The organism is Salegentibacter sp. 24 (genome assembly GCF_004362395.1).
GTDB lineage: Bacteria > Bacteroidota > Bacteroidia > Flavobacteriales > Flavobacteriaceae > Salegentibacter.
The window spans coordinates 168,854-195,851 of the sequence record NZ_SNWE01000006.1 but is presented as its reverse complement, the minus strand read 5'-3'; the positions used below and the strand labels follow the sequence as shown (position 1 = coordinate 195,851).

General features: G+C 34.1%; 25 protein-coding genes and 2 tRNA genes. 19 read left to right on the top strand and 8 right to left on the bottom strand.

The window, feature by feature from the left end; genetic code table 11:
* The first annotated feature begins 197 nt into the window (after positions 1-197).
* Entirely contained in the window at positions 198-308 is a 111-nt protein-coding gene (locus tag DET49_RS18915) for a helix-turn-helix domain-containing protein (protein WP_133547241.1), read from the top strand.
* Positions 309-1,236: 928 nt separating this feature from the next.
* Positions 1,237-1,836 (top strand): hypothetical protein, encoded by a 600-nt coding sequence (locus DET49_RS06285; protein ID WP_133547240.1) that lies wholly within the window; start codon positions 1,237-1,239, stop codon positions 1,834-1,836.
* 360 nt (positions 1,837-2,196) lie between these two features.
* On the opposite strand, the gene DET49_RS06280 is transcribed toward DET49_RS06285, so the two are convergent.
* The 7 genes from DET49_RS06280 to DET49_RS06255 all read right to left on the bottom strand — a co-directional run bounded on the left by DET49_RS06280 (position 2,197) and on the right by DET49_RS06255 (position 8,803).
* On the bottom strand, positions 2,197-3,048 hold the full coding sequence (locus DET49_RS06280; protein ID WP_133547239.1) for a toprim domain-containing protein: 852 nt from the start codon (positions 3,046-3,048) through the stop codon (positions 2,197-2,199).
* A gap of 951 nt (positions 3,049-3,999) precedes the next feature.
* Entirely contained in the window at positions 4,000-4,647 is a 648-nt protein-coding gene (locus DET49_RS06275; protein ID WP_133547238.1) for an outer membrane beta-barrel protein, read from the bottom strand.
* A gap of 571 nt (positions 4,648-5,218) precedes the next feature.
* Positions 5,219-5,362, bottom strand: coding sequence for a hypothetical protein (locus DET49_RS18435; RefSeq protein ID WP_166636549.1), 144 nt, complete (start codon positions 5,360-5,362; stop codon positions 5,219-5,221).
* Positions 5,363-5,612: 250 nt separating this feature from the next.
* Positions 5,613-6,821: a site-specific integrase gene (locus DET49_RS06270; RefSeq protein ID WP_133547237.1), complete on the bottom strand. Its 1,209-nt coding sequence runs from the start codon at positions 6,819-6,821 to the stop codon at positions 5,613-5,615.
* Positions 6,822-7,042: 221 nt separating this feature from the next.
* A tRNA-Pro gene (locus tag DET49_RS06265) sits at positions 7,043-7,117 on the bottom strand.
* A 219-nt stretch (positions 7,118-7,336) separates the two neighbouring features.
* Positions 7,337-7,419 (bottom strand) — tRNA-Ser (locus tag DET49_RS06260).
* Between the two features lie 145 nt (positions 7,420-7,564).
* Positions 7,565-8,803 (bottom strand): NAD(P)/FAD-dependent oxidoreductase, encoded by a 1,239-nt coding sequence (locus tag DET49_RS06255; protein WP_133547236.1) that lies wholly within the window; start codon positions 8,801-8,803, stop codon positions 7,565-7,567.
* A 103-nt stretch (positions 8,804-8,906) separates the two neighbouring features.
* On the opposite strand from DET49_RS06255, the gene hutH reads away from it, so the two are divergent.
* The 17 genes from hutH (at position 8,907) to DET49_RS06170 (ending at position 26,191) form a co-directional block, all read left to right on the top strand.
* Positions 8,907-10,439, top strand: coding sequence for a histidine ammonia-lyase (gene hutH, locus DET49_RS06250; RefSeq protein ID WP_133547235.1), 1,533 nt, complete (start codon positions 8,907-8,909; stop codon positions 10,437-10,439).
* A gap of 44 nt (positions 10,440-10,483) precedes the next feature.
* Positions 10,484-11,215, top strand: coding sequence for a 3-oxoacyl-ACP reductase FabG (gene fabG / locus DET49_RS06245; protein WP_133547234.1), 732 nt, complete (start codon positions 10,484-10,486; stop codon positions 11,213-11,215).
* A 3-nt stretch (positions 11,216-11,218) separates the two neighbouring features.
* Positions 11,219-12,097 carry a lysophospholipid acyltransferase family protein gene (locus tag DET49_RS06240; protein ID WP_133547233.1) on the top strand — a complete coding sequence of 293 codons (879 nt, stop codon included), beginning with the start codon at positions 11,219-11,221 and terminating at the stop codon, positions 12,095-12,097.
* 9 nt (positions 12,098-12,106) lie between these two features.
* Complete coding sequence (locus DET49_RS06235; RefSeq protein ID WP_133547232.1) at positions 12,107-12,556, top strand: hypothetical protein; 450 nt, start codon at positions 12,107-12,109, stop codon at positions 12,554-12,556.
* Position 12,557: 1 nt separating this feature from the next.
* On the top strand, positions 12,558-12,977 hold the full coding sequence (locus DET49_RS06230) for an acyl-CoA thioesterase (protein WP_133547253.1): 420 nt from the start codon (positions 12,558-12,560) through the stop codon (positions 12,975-12,977).
* Between the two features lie 2 nt (positions 12,978-12,979).
* Positions 12,980-14,122, top strand: coding sequence for a beta-ketoacyl synthase N-terminal-like domain-containing protein (locus DET49_RS06225; protein ID WP_317130301.1), 1,143 nt, complete (start codon positions 12,980-12,982; stop codon positions 14,120-14,122).
* The gene (locus DET49_RS06220) at positions 14,109-14,738 is read left to right on the top strand and encodes a hypothetical protein (protein ID WP_243729547.1); all 630 of its coding nucleotides are present in this window, start codon (positions 14,109-14,111) and stop codon (positions 14,736-14,738) included. Before DET49_RS06225 ends, DET49_RS06220 begins: the two co-directional genes overlap by 14 nt.
* Positions 14,719-14,976 carry a phosphopantetheine-binding protein gene (locus DET49_RS06215; protein ID WP_133547231.1) on the top strand — a complete coding sequence of 86 codons (258 nt, stop codon included), beginning with the start codon at positions 14,719-14,721 and terminating at the stop codon, positions 14,974-14,976. The genes DET49_RS06220 and DET49_RS06215 overlap by 20 nt, the downstream gene beginning before the upstream one ends.
* A gap of 3 nt (positions 14,977-14,979) precedes the next feature.
* The gene (locus tag DET49_RS06210; protein WP_133547230.1) at positions 14,980-16,170 is read left to right on the top strand and encodes a beta-ketoacyl-[acyl-carrier-protein] synthase family protein; all 1,191 of its coding nucleotides are present in this window, start codon (positions 14,980-14,982) and stop codon (positions 16,168-16,170) included.
* Positions 16,160-17,224, top strand: coding sequence for a beta-ketoacyl synthase chain length factor (locus DET49_RS06205; RefSeq protein WP_133547229.1), 1,065 nt, complete (start codon positions 16,160-16,162; stop codon positions 17,222-17,224). Before DET49_RS06210 ends, DET49_RS06205 begins: the two co-directional genes overlap by 11 nt.
* On the top strand, positions 17,214-17,984 hold the full coding sequence (locus tag DET49_RS06200) for a polysaccharide deacetylase family protein (protein ID WP_133547228.1): 771 nt from the start codon (positions 17,214-17,216) through the stop codon (positions 17,982-17,984). Before DET49_RS06205 ends, DET49_RS06200 begins: the two co-directional genes overlap by 11 nt.
* Positions 17,971-18,591: a LolA family protein gene (locus tag DET49_RS06195; protein WP_133547227.1), complete on the top strand. Its 621-nt coding sequence runs from the start codon at positions 17,971-17,973 to the stop codon at positions 18,589-18,591. Before DET49_RS06200 ends, DET49_RS06195 begins: the two co-directional genes overlap by 14 nt.
* A gap of 67 nt (positions 18,592-18,658) precedes the next feature.
* Positions 18,659-19,030, top strand: a complete 372-nt coding sequence (locus DET49_RS06190; protein ID WP_133547226.1) for a hydroxymyristoyl-ACP dehydratase — start codon at positions 18,659-18,661, stop codon at positions 19,028-19,030.
* Between the two features lie 60 nt (positions 19,031-19,090).
* The gene (locus DET49_RS06185) at positions 19,091-20,290 is read left to right on the top strand and encodes a DUF2062 domain-containing protein (RefSeq protein ID WP_133547225.1); all 1,200 of its coding nucleotides are present in this window, start codon (positions 19,091-19,093) and stop codon (positions 20,288-20,290) included.
* Positions 20,291-23,266 (top strand): MMPL family transporter, encoded by a 2,976-nt coding sequence (locus tag DET49_RS06180; protein WP_133547224.1) that lies wholly within the window; start codon positions 20,291-20,293, stop codon positions 23,264-23,266. It begins immediately after the preceding gene.
* A 6-nt stretch (positions 23,267-23,272) separates the two neighbouring features.
* Positions 23,273-24,934, top strand: coding sequence for a C45 family autoproteolytic acyltransferase/hydolase (locus tag DET49_RS06175; protein WP_133547223.1), 1,662 nt, complete (start codon positions 23,273-23,275; stop codon positions 24,932-24,934).
* Positions 24,935-26,191: a phenylacetate--CoA ligase family protein gene (locus DET49_RS06170; RefSeq protein ID WP_133547222.1), complete on the top strand. Its 1,257-nt coding sequence runs from the start codon at positions 24,935-24,937 to the stop codon at positions 26,189-26,191.
* Positions 26,192-26,235: 44 nt separating this feature from the next.
* Here DET49_RS06170 and DET49_RS06165 read toward each other — a convergent pair whose 3' ends face one another.
* Positions 26,236-26,985 carry a C40 family peptidase gene (locus DET49_RS06165; protein ID WP_133547221.1) on the bottom strand — a complete coding sequence of 250 codons (750 nt, stop codon included), beginning with the start codon at positions 26,983-26,985 and terminating at the stop codon, positions 26,236-26,238.
* Positions 26,986-26,998: the final 13 nt, after the last annotated feature.

Genomic DNA, 26,998 nt, shown 5'->3' with positions numbered 1-26,998 from the left:
TAAACTTGGATGTGAATTTTCTTCGTGTCATAATACAGTAAAATTAAGGTTATTTTTGAACTTAACTTACTGTCCTAATTTTTGGGGGATGATCAGTGAAAGTATTTTACCCGAGGAGGTAAACTTTTACTAAAAATTATTACTTTGAATAAATTCAAACACTTTTAAGAGCTTGAAGACCGTACCTAGGAAGTCATTTGAATAAAACTAATATAAGAACGGTTTTGCTAGATAAGCATTTTAGTTGTAGCCGGTATGTTTACAACCATTTTCTCAAGGAGAGAAAAGCGCAAGATCAAGCCCATTAGGATCATGGACCTGCAAGAATGGAGATCACTTAGATAGTGATGGAAATTCAGCGAACAATATTTTGAAGAAAGATTAAAAATAATCGGGCGTGGGCTTACCGCTAACGGTAGTGGAGCTCAAATAATACCCTGATCTTATGGCAAAGGCGTTGAAACCCGAAACCCATTAAGCTTTAGCTAATGGATTCGTTCCCATTTATGTGATATTTATTCTTTTTGATTAATTCGTTTCAGAGTATTAGCAATGACAATTCAAGATATAAAAGTTAAATATTTATATAAAAAATTGATTAAAATATCAAAATTTAACAATTGAATCTTTCCAATGAGGTAATAATGCATATCGATTCTAGGTAAAAATAATTAAACCAATAATTACTTAATCATGTAAAATTCAGGCTATAGTTTAGATGTGAAATTACTCTTTAATTTATACCAATGTGGCGATTAAAATTTTTGGTTTTTTTCGATATAGCTAATAGTATTTAATAAAATTAGACCGTTTGTGTGACTGAATAACAAAACTTAATTTTTTGGTTGTAATTAAGGATAAAGGTCAATAAATAAGCGTAGTACGAATTTGTTGTGATAATTTTATTTCTGGTTTTTTTAAAGATCAATGATTGCTAGAAGAAAATATTTTAAGTCGAAAGGAACATTTTTTCCTTCAAAAAGGCAAGATTCATTAAAAAGAAGAGAGATTTAGTTTTTTGTCAATGCAAAGCTTTCCTGCCACTGTAATTATAAATATTAGATCTGAAAAAATCGGCTACAAAATAAACTTCTATTTAGCCAATTAAATGAATTAAAGTACTTCTTATACGGTAAATGCCTTTAATTTTTAATTAGGAAAAGTTTAGGAGTAAATATTTTAGTGAGGCTGGAGATTCCATAATTTTGCATAGACCAAACTTTAAAAAATACTATTATGAAAAAATTTATTTTATTATTCGCACTCTTATTTACAGTTAGCACTTCATTTACGTCCTGTAAAAATAACAAAGAAGCAGATAATGAAGTTCTAGAAGAGGAGAACGAAATGGTTGAAAATGAAGTTGTAGAGAATGACTTCACAGATAATGATTTAAACGATGATGGCCTTTGGGATTCAGATGAGTTCGGAGACGCTTACGAGGAAGACTGGACAAATTGGGATACCGATGGCGATAGTTTTCTTAATGATGATGAATTTTATGATACTTCATATGGTTGGGTAGATTCAGATGATGACGATCTTCTTAGTGAAGACGAATGGAATGAAGGCTATAACAACTTATATGGAGATTATGCAACTGAAGAGGATTTCGATTTATTTGACAGTGACGAAGATGGATTTCTAAGTTCAGATGAATGGTTTCAAGGTTGGGACGATTCAGAGTGGTTTAATGACTTTGATGCTAATGACGATGAGTTAATAGACAACGAAGAATGGGATGAAGGTATTTTCGGAAACTGGGATGAAGATGAAGATGGATTATGGGATGAAAGTGAGTACGATACTTATACTGTTTATTATGATACTTGGTAATTAATAGTAACAACCTTTATAAAAATCCGTCAAAATTAATTTTTTGGCGGATTTTTCATTTCCGGATAACCTAAGGAATTTATCCATCTAGGAAAAATAATTAAACGTGAGATAATCCCATTAAATATTTTAAATCGGAAAAATAAGTCCAATGAATTTGACTAGGAGAAAGGCTCTTGAAAAAGAAGGCTATCTATACTACCTGTGAAGCATTCTCGTTATTTTATAGTTTTTATAATTAGATAAATCAATGGCTTATTTCACACTTTAGCCAATTGAAAATTTTCAATTAAATTTTTCATATTTTTTTCTATAGCCAAATAATCATGGCAATTTTTATATCAGAATTCTTCGTATTTTTTAATAATTTTCCTTTTTTAATTTTTCATTTAAATCCGGGTAATCCCTATATAAATCACTGCAATCCGTAATATTATTATAAAGATTTAAAAGGGAACTTGTTGCTTTTTTTCCGGCAGGATCATTATCTAAATAAATTAAAACCATATTATAATGGGGTATAAGTGATTTAATTTTATGGATAAATCCCAAGGAATTCAAAATGATTATATCTGATTTTTGCACCAAATCTTTGTTAATAAATGCCAAAGAAAGAAAATCAAACATTCCTTCCATTATTATTAATTGCTTAGCAGCTCTCTTTATTATTGAATAACTTTTTGGGCGACTGGAGCCCTTAAAGTATTTATTACGCAGTTCCCAACCTCCCTTATTATTTTGGAGGCCAATTGCAAAATAATTTTTCTCTCTTATTTCATACCAAACTTGGTAACAGTAATTTCTCGCTATGTTTAATGGAATTTTTCTGGATTTTAAATAGTTTAGGAGGGAGGGGTTTTTTATTAAATCTATGGTGATAATTTGGATAATATCATTTTTGGGTTGAAAATTACTAGGTGGGCTAAAAGTAAAAGAAATAAGGTCCTCCTTTAGAAATTCAAAAGCTTCTTTTGCATTGCATGATTTGATATTCATCATAAGATCTATAGCTGAGCCTCCTTTACCTAATCCGAAATCATACCATAAGTTTTTATGTAAGGAAACATTAAAGGAAGCCGTCGTTTCTGACCTTAGAGGACTCAGAAACCATGCTGCTTTTTCCGTTGTCTTAATGGGATAGTGTCCTAATTTTGCAAGCATTTTTATGATGCAAATATTGCGGATATTCTCCCATTTTTTAGATGTTTCCATTATCTAGGATTTCAAACGATTTTTTTATAATCGTTCATTTTTTTCGAGAAAATGATCAAGCGGAAACCTTTTAGTATCAAGAATATAAATAGTCAAAGGTCATTCTACTCCTAAAATAATGAAAAATTTAAAATTAATTATATAAAGTTATTTAGTAATTTTCCCATAATCAGGATGATCCATTAAGATTTAAGGTCTCTTGTTAGATTTTTAGCAAAAAAAAGGTATCTATATGAAACACATATAATTACCTTTTAATTGTTGTTTAACAAAAATAACTTGTTGAAGTCGGGGTGGCAGCCTTTATTTTATGCTCCCTTAATACCAGTAAATGCAGTACTTTTCTTTATTTTCTTTCCTTCAGGTAACCGAATAGGTAACTTTGAGAATGATTTAATTTTCTATTAGAAAAATAAAATTAGGGCAAAATATTCTATTAAACAACTTCTAAATCTTCTACTTTTCTATCCTTTTTAAGTAGAAAACAGATCTGTTACAGCTTAAAACCAAAGACCACTAAGTTGTTAGAACATAACAATTATTGATAATCATTCAATATTGTAGCGTTAAAAACTTCATAGAAATGATCGAGAGTGAAATTGGCCGTACAGTAGTTAATATCTTTGCTTGAAGGTTTCATATCAAATTTTATTCTTAATCCCTCTTCCTTAAGTTCTTCAGGCAAAGTCGCGGTTATTATAAAACTTACGGTAATATCAGAATTACTAGGTATTATTTCATATGCTAGATCTTCTTTCTCTGTGGTACAAGAAGTAGTTCCCTGTACTGTTCCTTCAATACTCTTAAAAATATTTTCTTTTTCATTATCATTCCTGGTGCAACTAAATATAATTGTGCTGATTATAATGGATACTATCGGGATAATTTTTTTTTCATCTGATAAAGTATTTTAAACTATGGATAATATCATTATTTCCCATTTATTAAGCTTTAATTAAAGAGATAATTTATTCTGAGATAGAAACTATTTGTTCTTAGATTAAATTCATCAGTTTTATATAAATCACTTATTGCGGCCTGATAATTATAGCCTATCCCTCCTTCCAAATTTTTAATAAATTCATAATAGATTGAAGCACCAATAAATGCTTCTAAAAAATATCCTTTACTTATTGTATCTAAGTCATTTGCTATTTCAAAATTGTTTTTTAATCCACCTTCAACAATTGGTTTTAATTTTCCTTTTAAAAAACTATAAGTGATTGATATGGGAATAGTTAAAAACCTTTGTTTTAACGTTTCTGACACGGATATTAGAAAAGAACCTGAATAATCGCAAGTTGCACAACTGTAGGTTCCGATTAGATCTTTATTCGCGTACAAAATTCCAGAGGACAACCCAAAATTTTCTTGAATAAAGTAATCAGCGGAAATTCCAAAACTGTAATTTTTTTTATCAAATTCAACTGCATATCCATTAATATTTCCGTCAGTTACAATATAATCGTTTCTGTCACCATCACCTGAAAATGATAAATTATCTGTAGAAAATTCAATGCCGATGCTCCATTGCGAATTATTCTGTGAATGAACGGTAATTTGAAGTAGTAAAAATGTTATATGTAGTATTTTTTTCATAAGCTATTGAGTAACGGTTATTAATAAGAATATTGATTTTATTGTAGCTACTGAGCTTTTAAAATTAATGACTCTATTTTATAGATGTATCTTTTCGCGATTGGTTGCGTCAAATTGTTAACAAACATACCGTTAAATTAATTAGGTGATTCTTATGTTGTATTCTAACTCCTAAAATTTCAGTAAGAATACAGGCTAATTTTTTTTTGAATAGTTCATATGAAAGTAAAGGGGGAGTAAGCAAGACGATGACACGCAGAGCGATGTCATTTGACTCCCGTAATATCCAAACTACTGATTATAAGAGTTTTACATATTTTAAAAACTCGACATATATCCACCCTGGTGGATATACCCCGCTGGAAGATGCTGTAAAATCACGAAGAGAGTAGCCACTAATCATTAAAATAGTAACCATTATGCTAAAACAAGGCTTAAAAACAGTATGGTCGAAAAGTTCCTGGAGTTTTCTAAAACTCACTAATAATCAGTTCGAAACTATAGACCAAATTGCCTTAAAGTATAAGTGCTAATTGTATATCACCATCTCTTCTCAAAAATTATTTAGCGCTTATGCTCCAAAATTAATTAGTTCAATGGAAGGCTTTTTTTCTTTAGTTGCAATTTCCATAGAATAGACCAGATTGATCTTAATCTTAAGGCAGCATTTATAAACCCAGGGTTGGAGGACAGCACCACTCTGGCTTCTTTTCATCGTTTTTGCTCAGATATAGTTTTCCCTTCAAAAAAGTAAAAACATCCTACCATCTTACCCAGGCCAATATTCATAGACCTTTCCACACAAAACCTCTTATTTTCCTAATCTTACCATGTTACCCCTAAGGTAAGATTGGTAACTTGAGGAAAAAAGATCTTACCCTAGCTTTTCTTCTGAATGTATAGGACTTTACGGCCGTTTTGGTAAGATGGTAACTTATTTTATTAAAACTTTTTAATCAATACACCTAGGAGAGTTTAGACTGAAGCAAATCCATATCTTCTCCAATCTTTTGATCTATCACTCTGGCATAGATTTGCGTAGTAGACAATTTAGAATGCCCCAGGAGCTTGGAAACGGTTTCTATGGGCACTCCATTGGATAGGGTGACCGTTGTAGCAAAGGTATGTCTTGCCACGTGAAAACTGAGCTTTTTAGGAATCTTACACTGGCCTGCAATTTCCTTTAAGTAAGTATTTGTTTTTTGGTTGCTATACACCGGTAATAGGAATTCTGAAATTGGGTTTTCATATGTATGCAAAATACTTCGGGCTTTTTCCAGGAGCGGTACTTTTATCGGTTCATTGCTTTTCTCTCGTCTGCTATAGATCCAGTCCTTACCATTCACACCTTTAATCAGGTTATCCCGGGTAAGATTCTTTAAATCCCCATAACACAAACCAGTATAGCAGGAAAAAAGAAAAATATTTTTGGTGATCTCCAGGGTTTTCCGTGTGAATCGGGTCTCCTCAATATAATTTAGTTCTCTTTGGCTCAAATAAGCACGATCAAATTTCTCAAACTTCATTTTATAATCCCGAAACGGATCTTTTTCCAGCCACCCAAGTTTAATGGCTAAATTGGTGAGCTTCTTAAACCGCTCCATGTGTTTCATTATTCCATTATTGCTCAATTGTTTTTTACCATTTTTATCTTTCTTTCTTCTTAGAAACTTATCAAAACCGGTAACAAATTGATAGTCTATATTTTTCAGATAAATATTTGTGGTTTTATGCTCGCGGGAAAGGTAACCAAGCAAATACTTTTCTGTAGCCCCGTAATTTTTTAGGGTTCCTGGCTTAAGTACATCGTTCATAGTGGTTTTATGATGCTCAAGAATTTCCTGAAGGGTTTTAAAAGTTGTATCCGCGCCCAGGAAACGGGATTTGATGGCCTGGGCTGTGATAACCCCGTTTTCTTTAAGCAGATCTTCGTAACACTGTAATAATTTTGAGTATTTAGCGTCGAGATAATTATTTAAGGTAGTGGCTTCGAGGTTTCTTCCTTTTAATCTGTGAGCGCGATCATCCCAGGATTCTGGGTCACATTGTCGTCTTAAACTAATTTCTGCCCGACGGCCATTGACAGTTACCCTGGCATAAATAGGTGCTAGGGTGTCTTTTTTCTTGGCCATATTCAGCCAAAAGAGAATACGAAAAGTGGGTTTTGTTTTCATTGCCTTTCATTTAGGTAACCGATTTAACATCATTGTCGAAGTCAAATCACGCTAAAGCCCCAAGGCTACTGAAAGGTAAGAAAAAATAGGTAACCGATTAGGTAACCGAATAGGTCACATTTTAATTGATATCAAACAAAAAAAAATGATTCCCAGTTTTGCTAAAAGCACTGAAAATCATTTATTTAGGTATTTTTTGATGTATTTTAATACTCAAAAAGTCGGGGTGGCAGGATTCGAACCTGCGGCCTCCTGCTCCCAAAGCAGGCGCGATAACCGGGCTACGCTACACCCCGAGTGATTTTTTTATCGCGCTCGACGCGATTACTGGTTGAGATTATCCGTATTTAACAACAGAACTAAACTCAAAATGATAGTTTTCACTATCATCTAAAATTTTAGCCTTTCCGATCCAAATTACTCTTTAAAAAAAGCAGTCCGGGAGACGGAGGAAGATTATCCCTATCTTTTCTAAAAGAAAAGGAGAATAAAAATCCGCAGGCTAAAAAATCTAGCGGAGAGACCGGGATTCGAACCCGGGCATCCAAAAAGGATGACAGCTTAGCAGGCTGCTGCATTACCACTCTGCCACCTCTCCAATAGTTAAGAACGTACAAACATTTTTGCGGTTGCAAATGTAACCTTTACTTACTTACCTTCCAAACTTTTCAAGCTAAAGAATGCAATAAAAAGAATACTAATTTTTAAAAGCTTTGGTCTCAGAATTTTATGGTTTTTTAATTTTAAATATTAATCTCTTCTTGGTCAATTAAGCGAGCTATATTTTTTATAATTCGTTTGTGGCTTTTCACAAAGGGATTGCTTTTATTCCAAACGTAACCGGCTAAAACCGCACAAATTTGTTCTTTTATTTCAGTTCTCGGCATATCATGAAAAAATAATTTTTGAAGATTTCCGGTGTACCATTCTTTTACGTAACTACTAAATACTGAGATTCCCTCTTGCATATATTGCGCATATTCTTTTTCCCAATCAACCTCCAACCCTTCCACATCAAGTCGGGCAAGTTTCGCTGCCTTTAAACCGGATTCGGTCGCAATAGCAACTCCTGAGGAAAAAACAGGATCAAGAAATTCTCCGCTATTTCCCGTTAAGGCAAATCCTTTTCCATAGATTTTGTTTACGTTTCTGGAAATATTAGTCAATTTAACTGGTGTGAATAGAGGTACCTCATCCTCAAATCTTTTTTGATAATATTTTAAACAATTCATCATTTCGCTAAAGGCTATTGAATTATCATTGCTGAAACCTTTAAACCAGTTATTGGTACTAACGAAACCAAGACTGGAATTTCCGTTTGAAAATGGAAAATACCAGAACCAGGTTTTATTATTCAATACTTCAAAAGTTATCAATTCACCTTCTTTTCCTTTTGGTCGGTTTTTTTCTTTAATGTGGGTGAATATGGAAGAATTCCCTGTTATTTTCGGGGCTGCATTTAATTTTAATTGATTAGCTAAAACCCTTCCGTTTCCGCTGGCATCAATTATAAAATCAGCTTTTATCTCTTTTTTTTCCTGGGAATTAATTATAATATCTATAGTAGACTTTTTACCATTGAAAATCACCTTAGTAACTTCAGTATTAAAAAGGATTTCAATTCCCTTGCGTTGAATTTCATTGGCCAGGACTAAATCAAAATCAGCTCTCGGAACCTGCCAGGTCCAATCCCATCCTTCCCCATATTTCTGACTAAAGTCAAACTCGCCAATTTTACCGTTTTTTAAAAACCTAGCCCCATATTTTTTCTGAAAACCCGCTGACTTAATAGCTTCCAGTAGTTCGGCTTCCTTAAAGTTCTCCATACTGCTTGGCAGTAAACTCTCCCCAATACTAAAGCGTGGAAAGGTACTTTTCTCCACAACTAAACAATCAACCCCGCATTTGTGTAGATAGCCTGCAGCGACCATTCCAGAAGGTCCGGCACCAATAATTAAAATTTTGGTGTTAAGTTGTTCCATTTTAAAGGTTTCACTAATTGCGGATTATAATTCCTAAATCGGTAATTTTAAATATGAGCTAAATATAGTACATTTGTTAAGATTCCTTTGAATAATGCGGTCTATGCTCCAAATTAATGATGCCCTTAACCTAGATGATTTTTATAAAGTTTTGTTTGAAAATACTGAGGTTCAGACTTCTTCACAAAGCATTGAAAAACTTGATGCCAGTTTTAAATTTTTAAAAGAATTTTCTAAGAATAAAGTTATTTATGGTGTTAACACTGGTTTTGGCCCAATGGCCCAATACAAGATTAAGGAAAAAGATCGTATTGAGCTTCAGTATAATTTAATTAGAAGTCATTCCTCAGGTTCGGGAAAAGCGATGGAACCCCTGTATGTAAAAGCACTTATGCTTGCTCGTTTAAATACCCTTTCATTAGGAAAATCTGGGGTACACATATCGGTTGCCGAAGTTATGGAGCAACTTATTAATAAAAACATTACACCTTTGATTTTTGATCACGGTGGGGTGGGAGCCTCGGGAGATTTAGTACAGCTCGCTCATCTGGCTTTAGTTTTAATAGGTGAGGGGGAAGTGTTTTATAAAGGTCAACGTAAAAATACAAAAGCTGTTTTTGCTGAAGAGAATATTAATCCCATAAAAATTAAGATAAGAGAAGGCTTGGCTTTAATGAATGGAACTTCGGCCATGACAGGGATTGGGATCGTCAATATTATATTTGCAAAACGCATGCTAAACTGGTCGGTTTTTTGTTCTTCGGTGATCAATGAAATTGTTCAGGCTTACGACGATCATTTATCTGAAGAACTTAACAGCGCTAAGAAACATTTAGGTCAGCAAAAGATCGCTGAAATAATGCGAAACCATTTAAAAGATAGTAAACTTACTCGAGATCGTAATGAACATTTATATAATGATATAGCCGATAAGAACACATATTTTAAGGAAAAAGTACAGGAATATTACAGCTTACGATGCGTTCCGCAAATACTTGGTCCAGTTTACGATACTCTTGAGCATACCGCTAAAATTCTAATTGAAGAAGTCAATTCTGCTAACGATAACCCCATCATAGATGTGGAAAACAAACACGTATACCATGGGGGAAATTTTCATGGAGACTATGTAGCTTTGGAAATGGATAAGTTGAAGCTCGTGGTTACCAAATTATCTATGCTTGCAGAGCGTCAATTGAATTATTTGTTAAATAATAAACTCAACGATATTTTACCACCTTTTGTGAATTTAGGGAAATTGGGCTTAAATTTCGGGTTACAAGGTGCGCAATTCACAGCGGTTTCTACTACAGCTGAAAACCAGACGCTTTCCAATCCTATGTATGTTCATAGTATTCCTAATAATAACGATAACCAGGATATTGTCAGTATGGGCACTAATGCTGCAAGTATGACAAAAACTGTAATCGATAATGCTTTTGAAGTACTTTCGATAGAGGTAATTACTATTGTTCAAGCTTTACATTATTTGGATTTCGATAATAAGCTTTCGCAAAAAACTCGTGAGATTTTAGATGAATTAAATAAAATTATACCAAAAATAAAAGAAGATATTCCATTATATAAAATTAATGCTAAAGTAAAAGATTATCTTAGAAATAAAGAAGTTTATTAAAAGTTCAGTCAAGGCAGGCTTAACTTGGTTAAAATTGAATATCAATGAAATACGCTTTAGTCACCGGTGGTTCCAGAGGAATTGGAAAAGCAATTGCTATTAAACTTGCAAGGGAACTGGGCTATAATATTTTATTGAATTTCCATTGCAATATTGAGGCAGCTTCTGCTACTAAAAGACTTATAGAAATTGAAGGTGTAGATTGCAAATTGCTCCAGTTCGATGTGGTTGATGCTGAAACAACGAAAAGGACCTTGGAAAATTTCATTAAAAATAGACCCGATGCAGAAATTGAAGTAATTGTGAACAATGCGGGAATAACCCGTGACGGCTTATTTATGTGGATGAAACCGGAAGATTGGCATTCTGTAGTAAATACTAGTTTGAATGGATTTTACAATGTAACGCAGCCCTTGATAAAAAATATGTTGAAACGTCATTATGGCCGAATAATTAATATTGTTTCGGTGTCTGGATTAAAAGGCAATGCTGGACAGGTAAATTATTCGGCAGCAAAAGGAGCAATGGTAGCTGCAACTAAAGCATTAGCACAGGAGATTGGGAAAAGAAAGGTCACAGTTAACGCTGTGGCGCCGGGTTTTATTACTTCAGATATGACAGCCGATTTTGATGAAAATGAACTTAAAAAATTAATTCCTTTAAACCGCTTTGGCCAAGTTGAAGAAGTGGCCGATTTAGTTAGTTTCCTGGCTTCCGAAAAAGCTTCTTATATTACCGGTGAGACAATAAATATCAACGGCGGGCTCTATTCTTAGCTTATGGGGAATTGGAAGGGACAATCACGAGGTACTGTTTTGGGACTGAGAGTTTACGTTTTTATCATTAATTTTTTTGGACTCTACGCTTCTTATTTTGTCCTATTCTTTGTGGCATTTTATTTTTTATTTTTTGCCTTCAATTCTACGAAAAGTGTTTATTATTTCTTTAGAAAACGCCTTGGATATTCTAAATTTAGAGCAGTCTTGAATGTTTATATAAGTTATTTCACCTTCGGTAAAATTCAACTGGACCGTGTAGCAATCGCCTCTGGCTTAAAACATAAATACAGTTTTGAGTTTGACGGTATTGGTCATATTGAAAACTTACTGGAACAGAAGAAAGGCGGCATTTTACTTACCGCACATATAGGCAATTTCAATCTAGCCAAACATTTTTTTGATCATAAAAGCAATCACCAAATTGTGAACCTTGTTGTAACAGACTTAGAACACCAGGAAATTAAAAATTACCTTGATTCAGTGACCGGAAAATCAGCTGTAAAACTGATCATTTTAAAAGACGATCTTTCCCATATTTTTGAAATGCACCGGGCGCTTAAAAACAATGAACTTCTGGTTTTTGCCGCTGATCGGTATACCGCAGATGCCAAAACTTTTACTATAAACTTTATGGGAGATCCGGTTAAGTTTCCGCAGGGGCCTTTTAAACTGGCAGCCCGTAATTCAATTCCCGTATTATTTGTACACATTATGCGTGAAAAAAAATTTCACTATCATTTCTATGCTAAGCCTTATAATCCTGAGAAAAATGATGCAAAAAATCTATTAAAAGCTTATCTTGAAAACCTAGAAATAATGCTAAAAAAGTATCCGCATCAGTGGTATAATTATTATGATTACTGGAATGATTACAGTTAAAAACAGATTATGGCAGAAAACTTACTTAATGAGCCGATTTTTGATTTGGACCAAATTTTACAGTTAATTCCACAAAAGCCTCCCTTTGTAATGGTGGATAGTTTACTGGAATATTCTGAAAATTCGGGAACTACCGGTTTTACTATTCCTGCAGATAATATTTTAGTAAAAGATGCTATATTTTCTGAACCGGGACTTATTGAACATATGGCACAAAGTATGTCGCTATGGCGTGGTTACCAGGGTTATATAAGCGGACTGGATAAACCGAAAACAGGTTTTATTGGAGCCATTAAAGCTGTTGAAATTATAAAACTCCCAAAAGCGACGAGTAGGGTAGTGACGTATGTGAAAATACTGCAAGAGTTTATGAATGTTACTTCTGTAGGAGCTCGTACTTTTGATGAAGGAGGCAACCTTCTGGCCACTTCCGAAATGAAAACCGTTACTGTTGATTAATATGTTGGAGAAATCCTTAACCACAATTATAAAATTAAGGGTACGTTTTCATGAATGTGACCCACTGCAAATCGTATGGCACGGTAACTACTTTAAATATTTTGAAGAAGGCCGCGAGTGTTTTGGTCGCGAACATGGTATTTCATACCTCGATGCTCAAGCTAAAGGATATTCCACCCCCATTGTGAAATCGAATTGCGAACATAAATTACCACTCAGATACAGCGATGCCTTTCAGGTGGAAACGACTTTCATAAATTCTGATGCGGCTAAATTGAATTTTAAGTATAAAATTTTCAAGGGGGAAAATTTGATTTGTACAGGGGAAACATTGCAGGTTTTTTTAGATGAAAATCGGAATATGATGTTAAATAATCCGCCGTTTTACTTAGATTGGAAAAAGAAAATGAACTTGCTTTAATAATGAAACTCTACCTGTTGGATGATGCGATTATTTCTCCTTTGGGATTTTCTTCCGAAGATAACCTTAAGGCTATTCGTAAAGGAAAATCCGGTTTAAAAATTCAGCAAAGACCTGAAATTTTTAAAAATTGCTTTTACGCTGGAATTATTGATGAATTACTTTTAAATAAAGCTTTTTCAAAAATTGCGGTTAATGGGAATTTTACTAAACTTGAAAAAATGATTTTGCTTGCGGTACATCAAGTTTTGGATAAAAATAAAAACCTGGATTTAACTGGAACAGCTCTTATAATCGCTACAACCAAAGGAAATATTAACCTTTTAAAAGAATCCAGCGGTTTTTCCGAAAACCGCTTAAAATTAGGAGACTTAGGGAAATTGGTTTCTGATTTTTTCGGTTTTACCCAGACTCCAATAATTATCTCCAATGCCTGTATCTCAGGTGGTCTGGGACTCGTAGTTGCTAGAAGGTTAGGTATTTCAAAAAAAATAAAAAATGCAATAGTAGTAGGAGCCGATTTAGTTAGTGACTTTGTGATCACAGGTTTTAATTCCTTACAGGCATTAAGCTCTCAAGCCTGTAAGCCTTTTTCAAAAAATCGTGATGGTATTAGTCTGGGTGAAGCTGCAGCCGCAGTTTTAGTAAGTATGGAAAAACCTCAGAAATCTGAAAATATTAGTTTAATTGGCGAAGCTTCAACTAACGATGCTAATCATATTTCGGGACCCTCTAGGTCTGGGGAAGGTTTGTATAAAAGTATTCAAAAAGGACTAAAAGAAGCATCCATTTCCGCAGACAAGATCGATTTTTTATCGGCACACGGGACGGCTACGGTTTATAATGATGAAATGGAGAGTATGGCTTTTTACCGCTCCGGATTACAAGAAACGCCACTTCATAGCTTAAAAGCATATTATGGGCATACGCTAGGTGCTTCAGCTTTATTAGAATGTATTATTACTAAACATTCTATGCTCAATAGTGAACTCCTTCTATCTAAAAATTTCGAGGAATTAGGCGTTTCAAAGCCTATAAATGTTATAAGGGAAAATCAAAAAAAGATAATCAATTATGCATTAAAAACCGCATCTGGTTTTGGCGGTTGCAACCTGGCTTTGGTTTTTAAAAATGAAAAGCAATAATATGCCAGATCAGTTTTACATTCAGGATTGGATTCGTATTAAAAATGGAAGAATTTTCACTGGCGAAAAATTGATTTTTGAATCTACGGAGAAAAACCTCACTTGTTTTCTAAAAGCTTGTTATGATTTTTTAGATATAAAATATCCCAAATTCCATAAAATGGATGGACTTTCAAAATTGGGGATTTTAGCATCCGAACCTATTTTTAATAAGTATGAACTGACAAAAGAAACTGCCCTTGTTTTTTCCAATAATGCTTCCAGTTTGGAAACCGACTTACAATTTCAAAAAACTACCAATACTTTTTCATCACCATCGCTTTTCATTTATACTTTACCAAATATTGTATTGGGAGAGATAAGTATTAAATATAAATTGCAAAGTGAAAATGCTTTTTTTATTTCAGAATGTTTTCAGGCTGATTTGCTTAAGGATTATACAGAATCTTTATTGAATTTAGGAAAAGCTCCAGATGTGCTTTGTGGTTGGTTAGACTTGCAAAATGGCGAATATGATGTATTTTTGTGCCTGGTTTCAAAGGAGAAAAATATTTTATTTTCTGAAGAAAACCTTAAAAATTTATATTACGCTGAAAATGAAAAACCTACGCACTGAACTTAAAGAAAGTATTATTAAAGAGCTCAACTTGGAGGATATGGAACCTGAGGATATTAGCAACGAGGAACCACTTTTTGGAGATGGCCTTGGCCTAGATTCTATAGATGCGCTGGAACTTATTGTGCTTTTGGAAAAAGATTACGGGATAAAACTTACTGATCCCGCTCAGAGTAAGGAAATTTTTGTATCTATAGAACAAATGGCAAGCTATATAGAAGAAAATCGAACTAAATAATGTATGAATAAAGGGGTTGCTGTTACTGGAATGGGTATTATTTCTGCCATAGGCAACAACACCAAGGAGAACTATCGTTCTTTAATTTATGGAAAACATGGAATTTCTTCTCCTGAAATTCTAAAAACAATCCATCGGAATTTACCGGTTGGTGAAATTAAAACTTCCAACAAAAGTCTTGCTACAGCTTTAAACCTTCCAGAAAACAACGGCTTCACTCGAGCTTCATTATTGGGCGCATATGCAGTAACAGAAGCTCTAAAGCATTCTGACCAGAAAATAGACCGAAATACCGGGTTTATCTCAGGAACCAGCGTGGGAGGGATGGACGCAACCGAAGCTTATTTTAAAGATTTTTCGGAAGGAAAAACTGAAAATAAGGAATTTATTCGGGCGCAGCATCCGGGATTTACCACAGAAAGAATAGCCGAACACTTCGGGATTACCGGATTTGTAAGCACTATAAGTACAGCCTGTTCTTCAGGTGCTAACGCGATCATGCTTGGAGCCAGAATGATTAAAGCAGGAATGTTAAAACGTGTGATAGTAGGTGGTACGGATTGCCTTACCAAATTTACACTCAACGGATTTCATTCTTTAATGATTTTGTCTGATGAGCATTGCAAACCTTTTGATGAAAACCGAAAAGGATTGAACTTAGGTGAAGGGGCCGCTTATTTAGTTTTAGAAGCTGAAGAAGAGCTTTTAGGAAAATCGGTTTTAGGTTGGATTTCAGGATATGGCAATGCGAATGATGCATTTCATCAAACTGCCTCTTCAGAGAATGGGGAAGGTGCATTTTTAGCCATGCAAAAGGCTTTGAAAAATGCGGGGATTTCTGCTGAAAAAATAGATTATATAAATGCCCATGGTACTGCTACCTTAAACAATGACAGTTCAGAAACTGAAGCTTTAAAACGAATTTTTTCAAAAAATATACCCGATTTCAGTTCTACAAAAGCTTTCACAGGTCATACTTTAGCTGCTTCGGGAGCGCTGGAAGCGGTTTTTAGTCTATTAGCTTTACAAAACCAACAGGTCCTACCAAACCTTAATTTTTCCAATGTAATGTTAAACTCCGGCTTCATGCCAATAACAAAACTTAAAGCAAAGCCTATGAATCATATCCTTTCTAATTCCTTTGGGTTTGGGGGGAATTGTACTTCTTTAATTTTCACCAAAAATGCAGAATAAAATATATATCAATGGACTGGGTAGTATTTCAGCCCAGCCAGAGGATTTAATTTCTGGGGAAGCTATTAGGGTATATGATGAGAATATCTTTTCAGCAATTTCTCCTAATTATAAGAAATATATTAATCTTAAGGCTTTTAGGCGAATGTCTAAAGGGATTAAAATGGGCATTACTGCAGCACAGATCGCTCTAAAAGAAGCTGAAATAGATATGCCTGATTCGATAATTACCGGAACCGGGGAAGGTTGTAAACTGGACACCGAAAAATTTCTGGAAAACTTATTGGATCAGAATGAAAAATTATTGTCCCCAACTGCGTTTATCCAGTCAACACACAATACCATTGGAGGACAAATCGCATTAAATTTAGGTTGTAAACAATATAATATAACCTACACCCAAAATTCCGTCTCTCTGGAAACGGCTTTTTTAGATGCTCAAATACAGCTTAGGGAGGATCCTGAAATGAAAGTGATTCTAGTGGGGGGCGTTGATGAAGTTTCAGCGAGGATCACTTCTTTTCGAAAGCTTGATGGACAGTTAAAACAAAACCCCATCAAAAATATTGATTTATTGAAGGTAGATTCCCAGGGTACAATTACTTCAGAAGGAGCACACTTTTTCGCACTTTCAAAGGAAAAAAATCAAAAAACTTATGCAGAATTTCAAAGTGTTTCTATAAAAAATAGTATTCAACCGGAAGAAGTTACCGAAGAAATAACTGCTTTTTTAAAAATCCAAAATGTAAATCTATTAAGTATAGATGCTGTTATTTTAGGAGTTAATGGAGATAATCGATATGACCATTATTATAAAGATATTCAACTAGATCTCTTTAAAAATACACCACAACTAGCCTATAAACATTTGGTCGGTGATTTTGATACAGCTTCGGGTTTTGCTGTTTATCTTGGAGCTAATATATTAAAATCAGGGAAAGTATTGGAGGTCCTTCGGTTAAACCAGGTGGAATGTAGAAATCCACGGACTATTCTTATTTACAATCAGTATCTTGGCAGAGATCATAGTTTAATTTTACTTAGTGCAGTTTAAATTTATAAACACGGTTATCATTCTCCTACTTTCTGTAGGCCTAGTATTGGCATTTTTCAGTGTTACTTCATTTTGGTATGTATTGACTTTTATTGTTTTTTACCTGCTTTTTTTGCTGATTGTCTCTACCAACGTTCGGTTTAATTTCTTCGTTAACTCTATAAGTGAAAACCAAAAAATTAAACAAAAAAAAGTAGCTATTAGTTTTGATGACGGACCAGTAGAAAATACTTTGGAAATTTTGAAGGTTTTAGAGAAGTATAAGGTTAAGGCTGGTTTTTTTTGTATTGGAAAAAATATCAAAGACCACCCGGATATTTTCAAGAGAATTATAGAAGAAAATCATCTTGTTGGTAACCATACTTATAGTCATACAAGAAAAATGGGCGCTTTAAGTGTTTCGAGAATTATTTGTGAAATTGAAATGTGCAATAAAATTGCTGAAGAAACGACAGGAATAAAAATGGAACTTTTCAGGCCGCCTTTTGGAGTTGTTAATCCCAAAATTCAGAGTGCGCTTCAAAAAACAGGAATGAAATCCATTGGATGGAGTATTAGGTCCTTTGATGCGGTACTTCCTTCTGAAACAATTATTTTAAACAGGGTCATAAAAAGGCTCAAGCCAGGAGCAGTTATTCTTTTGCACGATAATAATGCTAAAACCGTCAATATACTGGAACAGTTGTTGTTATTTTTGAAAAATAATCAATATGAGGTTGTAAGACCTGATAAATTACTGAAAATCAATGCGTATTCTTAATATTTTTCTTTTGTTACTAAGCCTGAATTTGGCTGCTCAGAAAAAGCTATCTAAAGAGGAGGTTTTAAAATTTCAAGAAGAAATGATTACCAGTACCAATAATCTCGAAACTTTGGAAACTGATTTCATTCAAATTAAGCAAATTGAAATGATGAAGGAAGAATCAGTAAGTCGGGGAAAACTTTATTACCAAAATCCAGAAAAATTAAAATGGGAGTATACCGAACCCTTAGAGTATATTATATTGTACTTGGAAGGAGATCTTCATATCAATGATTCTGGTGATAAAATTGTCAGAAATACCAGTTCCAATAAACTTTTCGATAAAATCGCCAAATTAATTACCGGAAGTGTGAATGGTAAATTGCTTCAAAATAATCAGGATTTTGAAATCTCTTATACTCAAGAAAATAATCTGATTTCTGCTTTAATAGTTCCTAAAGATAAAAGTTTAAAAGCGATATTCTCAGAAATTTATTTGCTATATAATGAAAGCAACATTGTAGAGAAGGTAAGTCTAAAGGAAGAATCTGGTGATGCAACAATTATTGAATTTAGTAATATTAAGATTAATCAAAATATTCCTGATACTATATTTAAGCCATAATTATTTATAAATGCTTAAAATTTCTGAATTTTCTGAGTATTTTAGTATTTAACCAACCCGTAGATACATGTTATTAAAGAATTTTTATTCTATTTTGAATTCTTCGCAGGAGAATGGCAAATATTTTACCCAAATAGAAATCAACAAAAATCACGAGATTTACCTCGGTCATTTTCCTGGTAGACCGGTAACTCCGGGCGTTATTTTAATGAATTTATTTAAAGAAGAAGCAGAGCGTCGCTATGGATGTAAACTTCAGTTAATCAAAGGAAACAATGTGAAATTTATGGCTGTGGTAGATCCCAATACCGATGCGATTTTAAATCTTGAAACCGAAATAACCCAAGAAGATCAAGAAATCAAACTTCAAGGAATAGCTCGGAATTCAGGTGGTATTTCATTGAAAATCAACTCTTTTTATAAGAAGTTAGAATCTTAAGCCATTAGTAGTTTGTGCTTTGCCTTTTAATTTTATTTTTGCAAATAAAGCCTTGTTGATTTGAACCAAAAACCTATACATCAGTCCAGATTTGAAGCTTTGAATTGTTGTATTCTAATTCCAACCTACAACAATGAGAAAACTCTGGGCAGCGTTTTACAGGATTTAATGTTATACACCTCCAATCTTTTGGTGGTAAATGACGGTTCTACAGATGCTACACGAGAGATTCTCAATGATTTTCACGAAATAAATATTCATCATTTTGATGAAAATAGAGGAAAGGGCCAGGCATTAAAAAAAGGTTTTAAAATTGCTGAAGATTTAGGATACGAATATGCGATAACCATAGATTCTGATGGACAGCATTATCCTGATGATCTTGAAGTTTTTCTTACTCATTTGGAAGGAAAAAGCCCTGATACTGAAATCTTGCTTGTAGGGGACCGAAATATGGGTCAGGACGGAATTCCAGGAAAAAGTACTACTGGTAATAAATTTTCAAATTTCTGGTTTTTGGTGGTAACAGGTACCCAGCTCAGCGATACACAGAGTGGGTACAGACTTTATCCATTGAAAGTGGTAAATCAAATTAAACTTTATACCCATAAGTTTGAGTTAGAAATTGAAATTATTGTGAAAGCGGCCTGGCATAAGGTTAAGGTGCGAAATGTTCCAATAAAGGTATTCTACGAAGAAAACCGGGTTACACATTTCAGGCCCTTTTTAGATATCACCAGAATCACCTTACTTTATATATGGTTTGTCTTGGTAAGTTTTTTTTATATCCATCCACGAGACACATATCAGGATTTCAGAAGGAAGGGCTTTAAACGTTTTTGGAAAGAAAATATTATTAAAAGCCAGGAGCCGGCACATAAGAAGGCTGCAGCGATCGCACTGGGCGTTTTTGTAGGAATTCTACCATTCTGGGGACTTCATTCCTTGCTTGTTTTTAGTTTGGCTGCACTGTTTAAACTCAATAAGGTCGTGGCTTTTTTATTTAGCAATATCAGTATCCCACCGCTTATCCCATTTATAGTCTATTCGAGTTATCAAGCTGGATCTTTTCTTACCGGTAGAGGGTTTGCCTGGGAATTAAGACCGGAAGATTTTGATTCAACTGCTGAAATTTTCCTCGGTTTATGGCAATATATCATTGGTAGTTTCGCCCTGGCAGGAATTGCCTCACTACTGTTGTGGATTGTGTTTTATTTCTTATTTTCGGTAACAAACCAAAAACAGGTGGTAAAACCTTAAATGCACACAATTTTTCTAAAGCTTTACTATTTTCTCCGAAGACAAAAAGCGATTGGTTTCTTGTTTTTACTACTCTTTGTACTTTTTGGCGGATATTTTGCTTCCAATATCCAGTTGGAAGAAGATATTACAAAGCTAATCCCATCAGGAGATAAGCAAAATACTTTAAAGAAAGTTCTGAATAATACCGATTTTTCAGATAAACTGATTGTGGCGATTTCTTCGGAAGAAAAAAATTCGAATGCACTTATTCAATATGCCAGTCAATTCACAGATTCATTAAACAAAAAACTTCCTCAATATATTTCCGAAATTCAGGGAGAAATTTCCGAGGAGGGCATCCTGGAGGTATATAATTTTGTTTACCAAAATTTACCTATATTCCTTAATGCACAGAATTATGATGAAATTAAAACTCGATTGCATCAGGACAGCATTAAGAAAAGATTAGAAAGCTCTTATAAAGATTTGATTTCCCCAACCGGATTTGTAACTAAACAATTTCTTTTTAAAGACCCGATCTCTATAACAAACCTGGGGTTAAAGAAATTGCGGGAACTTCAGGTTGATGATGATTTCAAGATCTATGATAATTACCTGGTCACTAAGGACGAAAAACATTTATTACTTTTTATCACCCCTGAATATCCAGCGTCTGAGACCAAAAATAATGAAGTCTTTATTAATCGGTTAGAACAGATTATATCTGAATTAAATGAGAAATCGGAAGTTAAAGCCGAATATTTCGGTGGAGTATTATACGCGATTGCTAATGCCAAGCAGATAAAGAGCGATATTCAGCTAACACTTAGCATTGCTTTTTCAATTTTGTTGATCCTATTAATTTTATTTTATCGTAGATTTTACGTGCCGCTTTTACTTTTTCTTCCAAGTTTGCTAGGTGCACTAAGTGCAATTACTTTATTATATTTCATAAAAGGAAGTGTTTCGGCTATTTCTTTAGGAATCGGCGCTATTTTATTAGGTATAAGCCTGGATTATGCTCTTCATATTCTTACGCATTTTAGAAATAATGCGAATGTGAAAATTCTTTATAGTGAACTTTGTAAACCTATTTTAATGAGTAGCCTTACCACGGCTATTGCTTTTATATGTTTACTTTTTCTTAAAAGTGAAGCATTGAACGACTTAGCAATTTTCGCAGCTGTCAGTGTTGTTTCATCTTCAATATTTGCTTTAATTCTTATTCCTCAGTTTTATGTACCTACTCTGAATACTGATAAGAAAAATTCTAATTGGATAGATAAACTGGCAGATAAGCGATATTATAATTATAAAGGTTTAGTAGCTTCAGTGCTCTTGTTCTTTATCATAGGGATATTTTTCTTTAATAAGGTGGGTTTCAACGTTGATATATCCAAGTTAAATTACGAACCTGAGGTAATAAAACAGAAAGAGGAAAGGATGAAGCAGATTTCCGGAAAAGCTGCGAATTCAACTTATTTAGTCGCCTACGGAAACGATATTGATCAAGCACTATCTCGGAACAATGAACTCTACCAGGAATTAAGAAACCTGAAGGAAAGCGGTGAGATTCAAAGTTTCAGCAGTATTGGTGGTGTAGTGCTTTCTACCAGTAAACAAACGCAAAGAATAGATGCCTGGGAGGAATTTTGGACTGATTCTAAAAAAAAATCTCTTAAAACTACTTTAATTTCCGAGTCTGCTGAATTAGGTTTTAAATCAGAGAGTTTTAATCAGTTCTATGACCAATTAAACAAAGATTTCAATGAAATATTCCTGGACGATTATCGCAATGTTTCATCACTGTATTTAGATGATTTTATAAATATAAGTCCTGGCTTTTCTACGGTCACCAGTACGGTTAGTTTTAATAAAGCAAATCCTGAAATTCTACATGATCTTGAAGAGAAGGAAGGAATTATCGCGATAGATCGGAAACAAATGAATGAAGATTTTCTTGGTGATTTAAAGAGTGAATTCAACCAACTAATTTTATTCTCTTTATTTGCCGTATTTATAGTTTTATTGATTTTCTACGGGAATTTCCTTCTCAGTGTCCTCACATTGTTGCCCATTGCAATTACCTGGATTATAGCATTAGGTATTATGTCAATTTTAGGCATTGAATTTAATATTCTCAATATTATTATTTCTACTTTTATTTTTGGACTCGGGTTAGATTACAGTATTTTTATTACCAATGCGTGTCTTAAGGAATATGAAACAGGTGAGCCGGCTTTAAAAACATATCAGGCTTCTATTATGCTTTCGGTATTAACTACTTTACTGGGAATTGGAGCATTGGTTTTCGCCAAACATCCTGCGCTTCAGTCAGTTTCTGTAGTATCAGTGATCGGGGTTTTAACTTCAATGATAGTTGCTCTGGTAATTCAGACCAAAATATTTGATTTGCTTTTTTTTCGAAGGAAATTAAGAAAGAAGGCTCCTTTTAGTATCTCTGCTTTATTTGATCGCCCCGGCAGTAAAGAACAACTTTATTTTAATAAAGCAGTTTTGGGTAATTATAGGTACAAATCAGTTTTTTCAAAAGCAAAAAAGGAATTTATAAAAAACAGGGAACGTTTTTTAAAGGTTTCCGAATATATAGGGAAGGATGATAAAATATTTATGTTGAATTCACCATATGGCTTACTGCCTGTATTTCTAAGTCTAAAGAATCCTGACAATGAATTCTTTGTTTTAGATACTAATAGAAAAAATTTAAATATCTCCAATAATACTTCTCAAAGCAATGTTAACCATCTACTTTTCAGTAAAGACTGGCCAGGTGATTTGAAGCAATATTCAGTATTTATTATAGGTGATCGTCCTTCCCAAGAAATCGCTTCTTATTTAAAAGAAAATATTTCACAAAATGCTGAGAAGGTGATTATTTTAAATGTAAAATTTGAAAATAGATGGCTCATCGATTTGAATTTTGAGATTATATACCGTCAGAATAATATTTTGATTTTTAAAAAAATGGATTAATTGAAAATGTTTTTTCTAAAAATATGGATCTTCCTTGGAGTTGTATTGCTCCTTAGTTCCTGTGGCATAAAGCGATCTATGAATCAACGTCCTGATATTTCAGGAATTGATACAATTGTCCATAATAGGACCAAACACAGCGAAACACACTATAGCATTGGGAAAAATTCTCTTTTCAAAAATGAATATGGAATATGGGAACTTTATGTTGAAGGTGATGCACTGGAACGAGGTGTAGTAATGGGAAGCCTTACCCGTGAATTGATGCATAAACAGGAGGATGCATTTATGGACAAGATTTATGAGTTGGTCCCCAAAACCGGTTATCGTAATTTTTTAAAAACGACTGTCGCTTGGTTTAACCGCAAAATGTATTTGCACGTTCCCGAGGAATACAAACAAGAAATTTACGGAATTTCTCTCTTTGGCCTTGAGAAGTACAATGATTTTGCCCCGGCCTATATCAGAATGCTCTATTTTCATGGAGCTCACGATATTGGTCATGCCCTGCAAGATTTAATGCTGGTGGGTTGTACCTCCTTTGCAGCTTGGGATAATAAAACTGAAGACGGACAATTACTGCTTGGAAGAAATTTTGATTTTTATGCCGGAGATGAATTTGCTCAGGAGAAAATTGCTGCCTTTATAAATCCTGAAAAAGGATATAAGTTTATGATGTACACCTGGGCCGGAATGGTTGGTTCAGTAAGTGGTTTGAATGAAAAAGGGATTAGTGTAACTATAAATGCAGGTAAAAGTAAAATTCCTTTTTTGGCCAAAACCCCTATTAGTTTAGTTGCCAGAGAAATTTTGCAATACGCTTCTTCTACAAAAGAAGCCATAGAAATTGCTAAAAAACGTGAGGTTTTTGTTTCAGAAGCAATTATGATTGGAAGCGCGAGTGAGCGTAAGGCTATCCTAATTGAAGTAGCACCTGGAAATTTTGGCGTTTTCAATGCTAAAAATTCTAATAAACTCGTTTGTAGCAATCATTTTCAGAGTGATGCTTTCAAAGAGGATAACAGGAATTTAAAAACGATAAGGAATGGTCACACACAATATAGGTTTGAAAAAATGCAGGAATTGCTTGCTAAAGAAGAACAATTAAATCCACGAAAAGCAGCTCAAATTTTAAGAAATAAAAAAGGATTAGAAGGTTCAAATTTAGGATTAGGCAATGAAATGGCAATAAACCAATTGCTAGCTCATCACGGCATTATTTTTAAACCTGAAGAGCGAAAAGTATGGGTTTCTACAAATCCCTATCAGCTAGGACTTTTTGTATCCTACGATTTGGTTAAGGCTTTTACGAATTTCGAAAATGAAAATTTTTCAGGAAGTGTAATGACAGAGGAAAGTATCCCTGAAGATCCATTTGTTAATTCGGATGCTTACCAGGATTACGAAAAATATCGAAAATTAAGTCGGGAAATTAGCAGAGCGATTTTGGCAGAAAGAAAGGTTTCTGAAGCCAATATCAGGGAACTTAAGGTTTTGAATCCCTATTTCTGGGAAGTTTATAAAATTGCTGGCGATTATTATTTTCAACAGGAAAATTATAAAAAAGCAGTAATTAATTATAAACAGGCCAAAAGGAGGGAGGTGACCACTGTTCCCGATGAAATATATCTAGAAAAAATGATAAAAAGATCTTACCGCAAACTCTAAATGACAAATTTTTACGAAATAAATGGAAATAAGGAATTGCTAAGACAACAATTGAATTACGTTGCCTTAAATTCTCCCTTCTATAAAAAGCATTTTTACGATAATAAAATAAACATTCAAGAAATAACTTCTTATAAGGAGTTCCGAAACATCCCTATTACCAGTAAAGAAGATTTGCAACATCATAATAAAGAGCTTTTTGCAGTTCCACAGGACGAAATCATAGATTACGTAACCACTTCGGGCACACTTGGAAACCCCGTAAGTTTCGCATTAAATGAAGCCGATCTGAACCGATTAGCAGAGAATGAACGTCAATCTTTTGAAATGCTTGGAATCAAGAAATCCAGTGTGGTTCAAATCACCACAACTTTGGACCGAAGGTTTATGGCCGGAATGGCCTATTTTTTAGGCTTAAGAAAACTCGGAGCAGGGATAATAAGAACCGGTAGTGGTTTGCCTGGTTTGCAATGGGAATCTATCGCTAGGTTCAAACCCGAATATCTGGTAGCGGTCCCATCATTTTTATTAAAGATGGTTGATTATGCAATCCAAAACGGAATAGACTATAAGAAATCTTCGGTTAAAACTGTAGTTTGTATCGGTGAACCGTTACGAAATTCTGATTTCAGCCTCAATTCTTTAGGTAATAGAATTAAAGAATTATGGAATATAGAACTATTTTCCACATATGCGAGTACAGAAATGGGAACCGCTTTTACCGAATGTAAATTTCACACCGGCAATCATAGTCTTACGGAACTTATTTTCGCTGAAGTTTTAGATGAAAATCACCAACCGGTAGCGGTTGGTGGGATTGGAGAGTTGGTGGTCACCCCCTTACAAGTTCAAACCATTCCTCTGGTAAGATTTGCTACCGGAGATATGGTGAAATTCTATGGGGAAAATTGTGAATGTGGTAGAAATTCCCTGCGAATTAGTACACCAGTAGGTCGTAAAAAACAAATGATTAAGTTGAAAGGTACAAGCCTGTATCCTCAACAAATAATTAATTTACTGACTGCTTTCCAATCTTTAAAAATTTTTGTGATTGAGGCTCGGCTCAATGAAACTAAGAATGATGAAATCTTGATTAGAATTCCGGATGACCTAATTGAAATATCAGCGCTTCAAGAGCATTTGCAATCAGGGTTAAAAGTAAAAGTGAAACTAAAAAAGACTTCCACAAAAAAAATTGAGGAAATGAAATTCTCAAAAGAAGGCCGAAAACCGAAACTGTTTCATGATTACCGGTAGCTTCAATTCTTCACACTTTCATCAGGTTAATTGACAATTAACTACTAAATAATTTTCTTAATTACACGTAATTTATGAGTGTGTCGTTTTAATTCTGTATTAAATATACCGGAATGGTCAATACGGTCAATACGAACTTTTCCATCCACGTGGATAATATAATTATCCTTCATCATAATTCCCACATGGTCTATTACCCCATCTTTATCATCAAAAAAAGCAAGGTCGCCGGCTTCACTTTCTTCAATGAAGCTAAGGGCCTCACCTTGTTTAGCCTGATCCACTGAATTCCGGTTTAATCGATAGCCATTTATTTTATAGACCATTTGCGTAAGTCCGCTGCAATCAATCCCCAAAGGTGATTTCCCACCCCAGCAATATGGACTATTCAAGTATAACAGGGCGGTTTTTACAATTTCTATTTTCAATTTTTCACCGGACACCGAATTTCCTTCAAATTGATGATTTAACAAACTTCTAGTATTTAAGGCTGATCCGATGGGGATAGTGATAAGGTGACCATTTTGATCAGTTACAAAATCGAATAAATCGGCGGAATAATAGGGGATGTTGTTTTCTAACTGGAAGTAGGTTTCTTCAGAAATTTTCAGCAATTGTTTATTTGAGATCCATGCCTCAAAATTATCGAATGCAACACGAATCTTGCTCCATTGAGCTCTTTCTTCAAGTATCTTAAAATGTTCACCATAAAGGACCTGGGATACCATTTCGCAATTATTAGATGTGCTTTCACGAAGTGGTATAATGCTTAAGGGGCAAATTCCGTATTGCATTCAATAAAAAATA

Excerpts from the sequence above, each read along its gene's own strand:
- DET49_RS06235 (WP_133547232.1), top strand. The coding sequence starts at position 12,107 with ATGGCAGAAAACTTACTTAATGAGCCGATTTTTGATTTGGACCAAATT.
- DET49_RS06275 (WP_133547238.1), bottom strand. The coding sequence starts at position 4,647 with ATGAAAAAAATACTACATATAACATTTTTACTACTTCAAATTACCGTT.
- DET49_RS06215 (WP_133547231.1), top strand. The coding sequence starts at position 14,719 with ATGAAAAACCTACGCACTGAACTTAAAGAAAGTATTATTAAAGAGCTC.
- DET49_RS06255 (WP_133547236.1), bottom strand. The coding sequence starts at position 8,803 with ATGGAACAACTTAACACCAAAATTTTAATTATTGGTGCCGGACCTTCT.
- DET49_RS06220 (WP_243729547.1), top strand. The coding sequence starts at position 14,109 with ATGAAAAGCAATAATATGCCAGATCAGTTTTACATTCAGGATTGGATT.
- DET49_RS06270 (WP_133547237.1), bottom strand. The coding sequence starts at position 6,821 with ATGAAAACAAAACCCACTTTTCGTATTCTCTTTTGGCTGAATATGGCC.
- DET49_RS06180 (WP_133547224.1), top strand. The coding sequence starts at position 20,291 with ATGCACACAATTTTTCTAAAGCTTTACTATTTTCTCCGAAGACAAAAA.
- DET49_RS06225 (WP_317130301.1), top strand. The coding sequence starts at position 12,980 with ATGAAACTCTACCTGTTGGATGATGCGATTATTTCTCCTTTGGGATTT.
- DET49_RS06170 (WP_133547222.1), top strand. The coding sequence starts at position 24,935 with ATGACAAATTTTTACGAAATAAATGGAAATAAGGAATTGCTAAGACAA.
- DET49_RS06205 (WP_133547229.1), top strand. The coding sequence starts at position 16,160 with ATGCAGAATAAAATATATATCAATGGACTGGGTAGTATTTCAGCCCAG.
- DET49_RS06285 (WP_133547240.1), top strand. The coding sequence starts at position 1,237 with ATGAAAAAATTTATTTTATTATTCGCACTCTTATTTACAGTTAGCACT.
- DET49_RS06240 (WP_133547233.1), top strand. The coding sequence starts at position 11,219 with ATGGGGAATTGGAAGGGACAATCACGAGGTACTGTTTTGGGACTGAGA.
- DET49_RS06195 (WP_133547227.1), top strand. The coding sequence starts at position 17,971 with ATGCGTATTCTTAATATTTTTCTTTTGTTACTAAGCCTGAATTTGGCT.
- DET49_RS06175 (WP_133547223.1), top strand. The coding sequence starts at position 23,273 with ATGTTTTTTCTAAAAATATGGATCTTCCTTGGAGTTGTATTGCTCCTT.
- DET49_RS18435 (WP_166636549.1), bottom strand. The coding sequence starts at position 5,362 with ATGAAAAGAAGCCAGAGTGGTGCTGTCCTCCAACCCTGGGTTTATAAA.
- fabG (WP_133547234.1), top strand. The coding sequence starts at position 10,484 with ATGAAATACGCTTTAGTCACCGGTGGTTCCAGAGGAATTGGAAAAGCA.
- DET49_RS06230 (WP_133547253.1), top strand. The coding sequence starts at position 12,558 with ATGTTGGAGAAATCCTTAACCACAATTATAAAATTAAGGGTACGTTTT.
- hutH (WP_133547235.1), top strand. The coding sequence starts at position 8,907 with ATGCTCCAAATTAATGATGCCCTTAACCTAGATGATTTTTATAAAGTT.
- DET49_RS06165 (WP_133547221.1), bottom strand. The coding sequence starts at position 26,985 with ATGCAATACGGAATTTGCCCCTTAAGCATTATACCACTTCGTGAAAGC.
- DET49_RS06210 (WP_133547230.1), top strand. The coding sequence starts at position 14,980 with ATGAATAAAGGGGTTGCTGTTACTGGAATGGGTATTATTTCTGCCATA.
- DET49_RS06280 (WP_133547239.1), bottom strand. The coding sequence starts at position 3,048 with ATGGAAACATCTAAAAAATGGGAGAATATCCGCAATATTTGCATCATA.
- DET49_RS06190 (WP_133547226.1), top strand. The coding sequence starts at position 18,659 with ATGTTATTAAAGAATTTTTATTCTATTTTGAATTCTTCGCAGGAGAAT.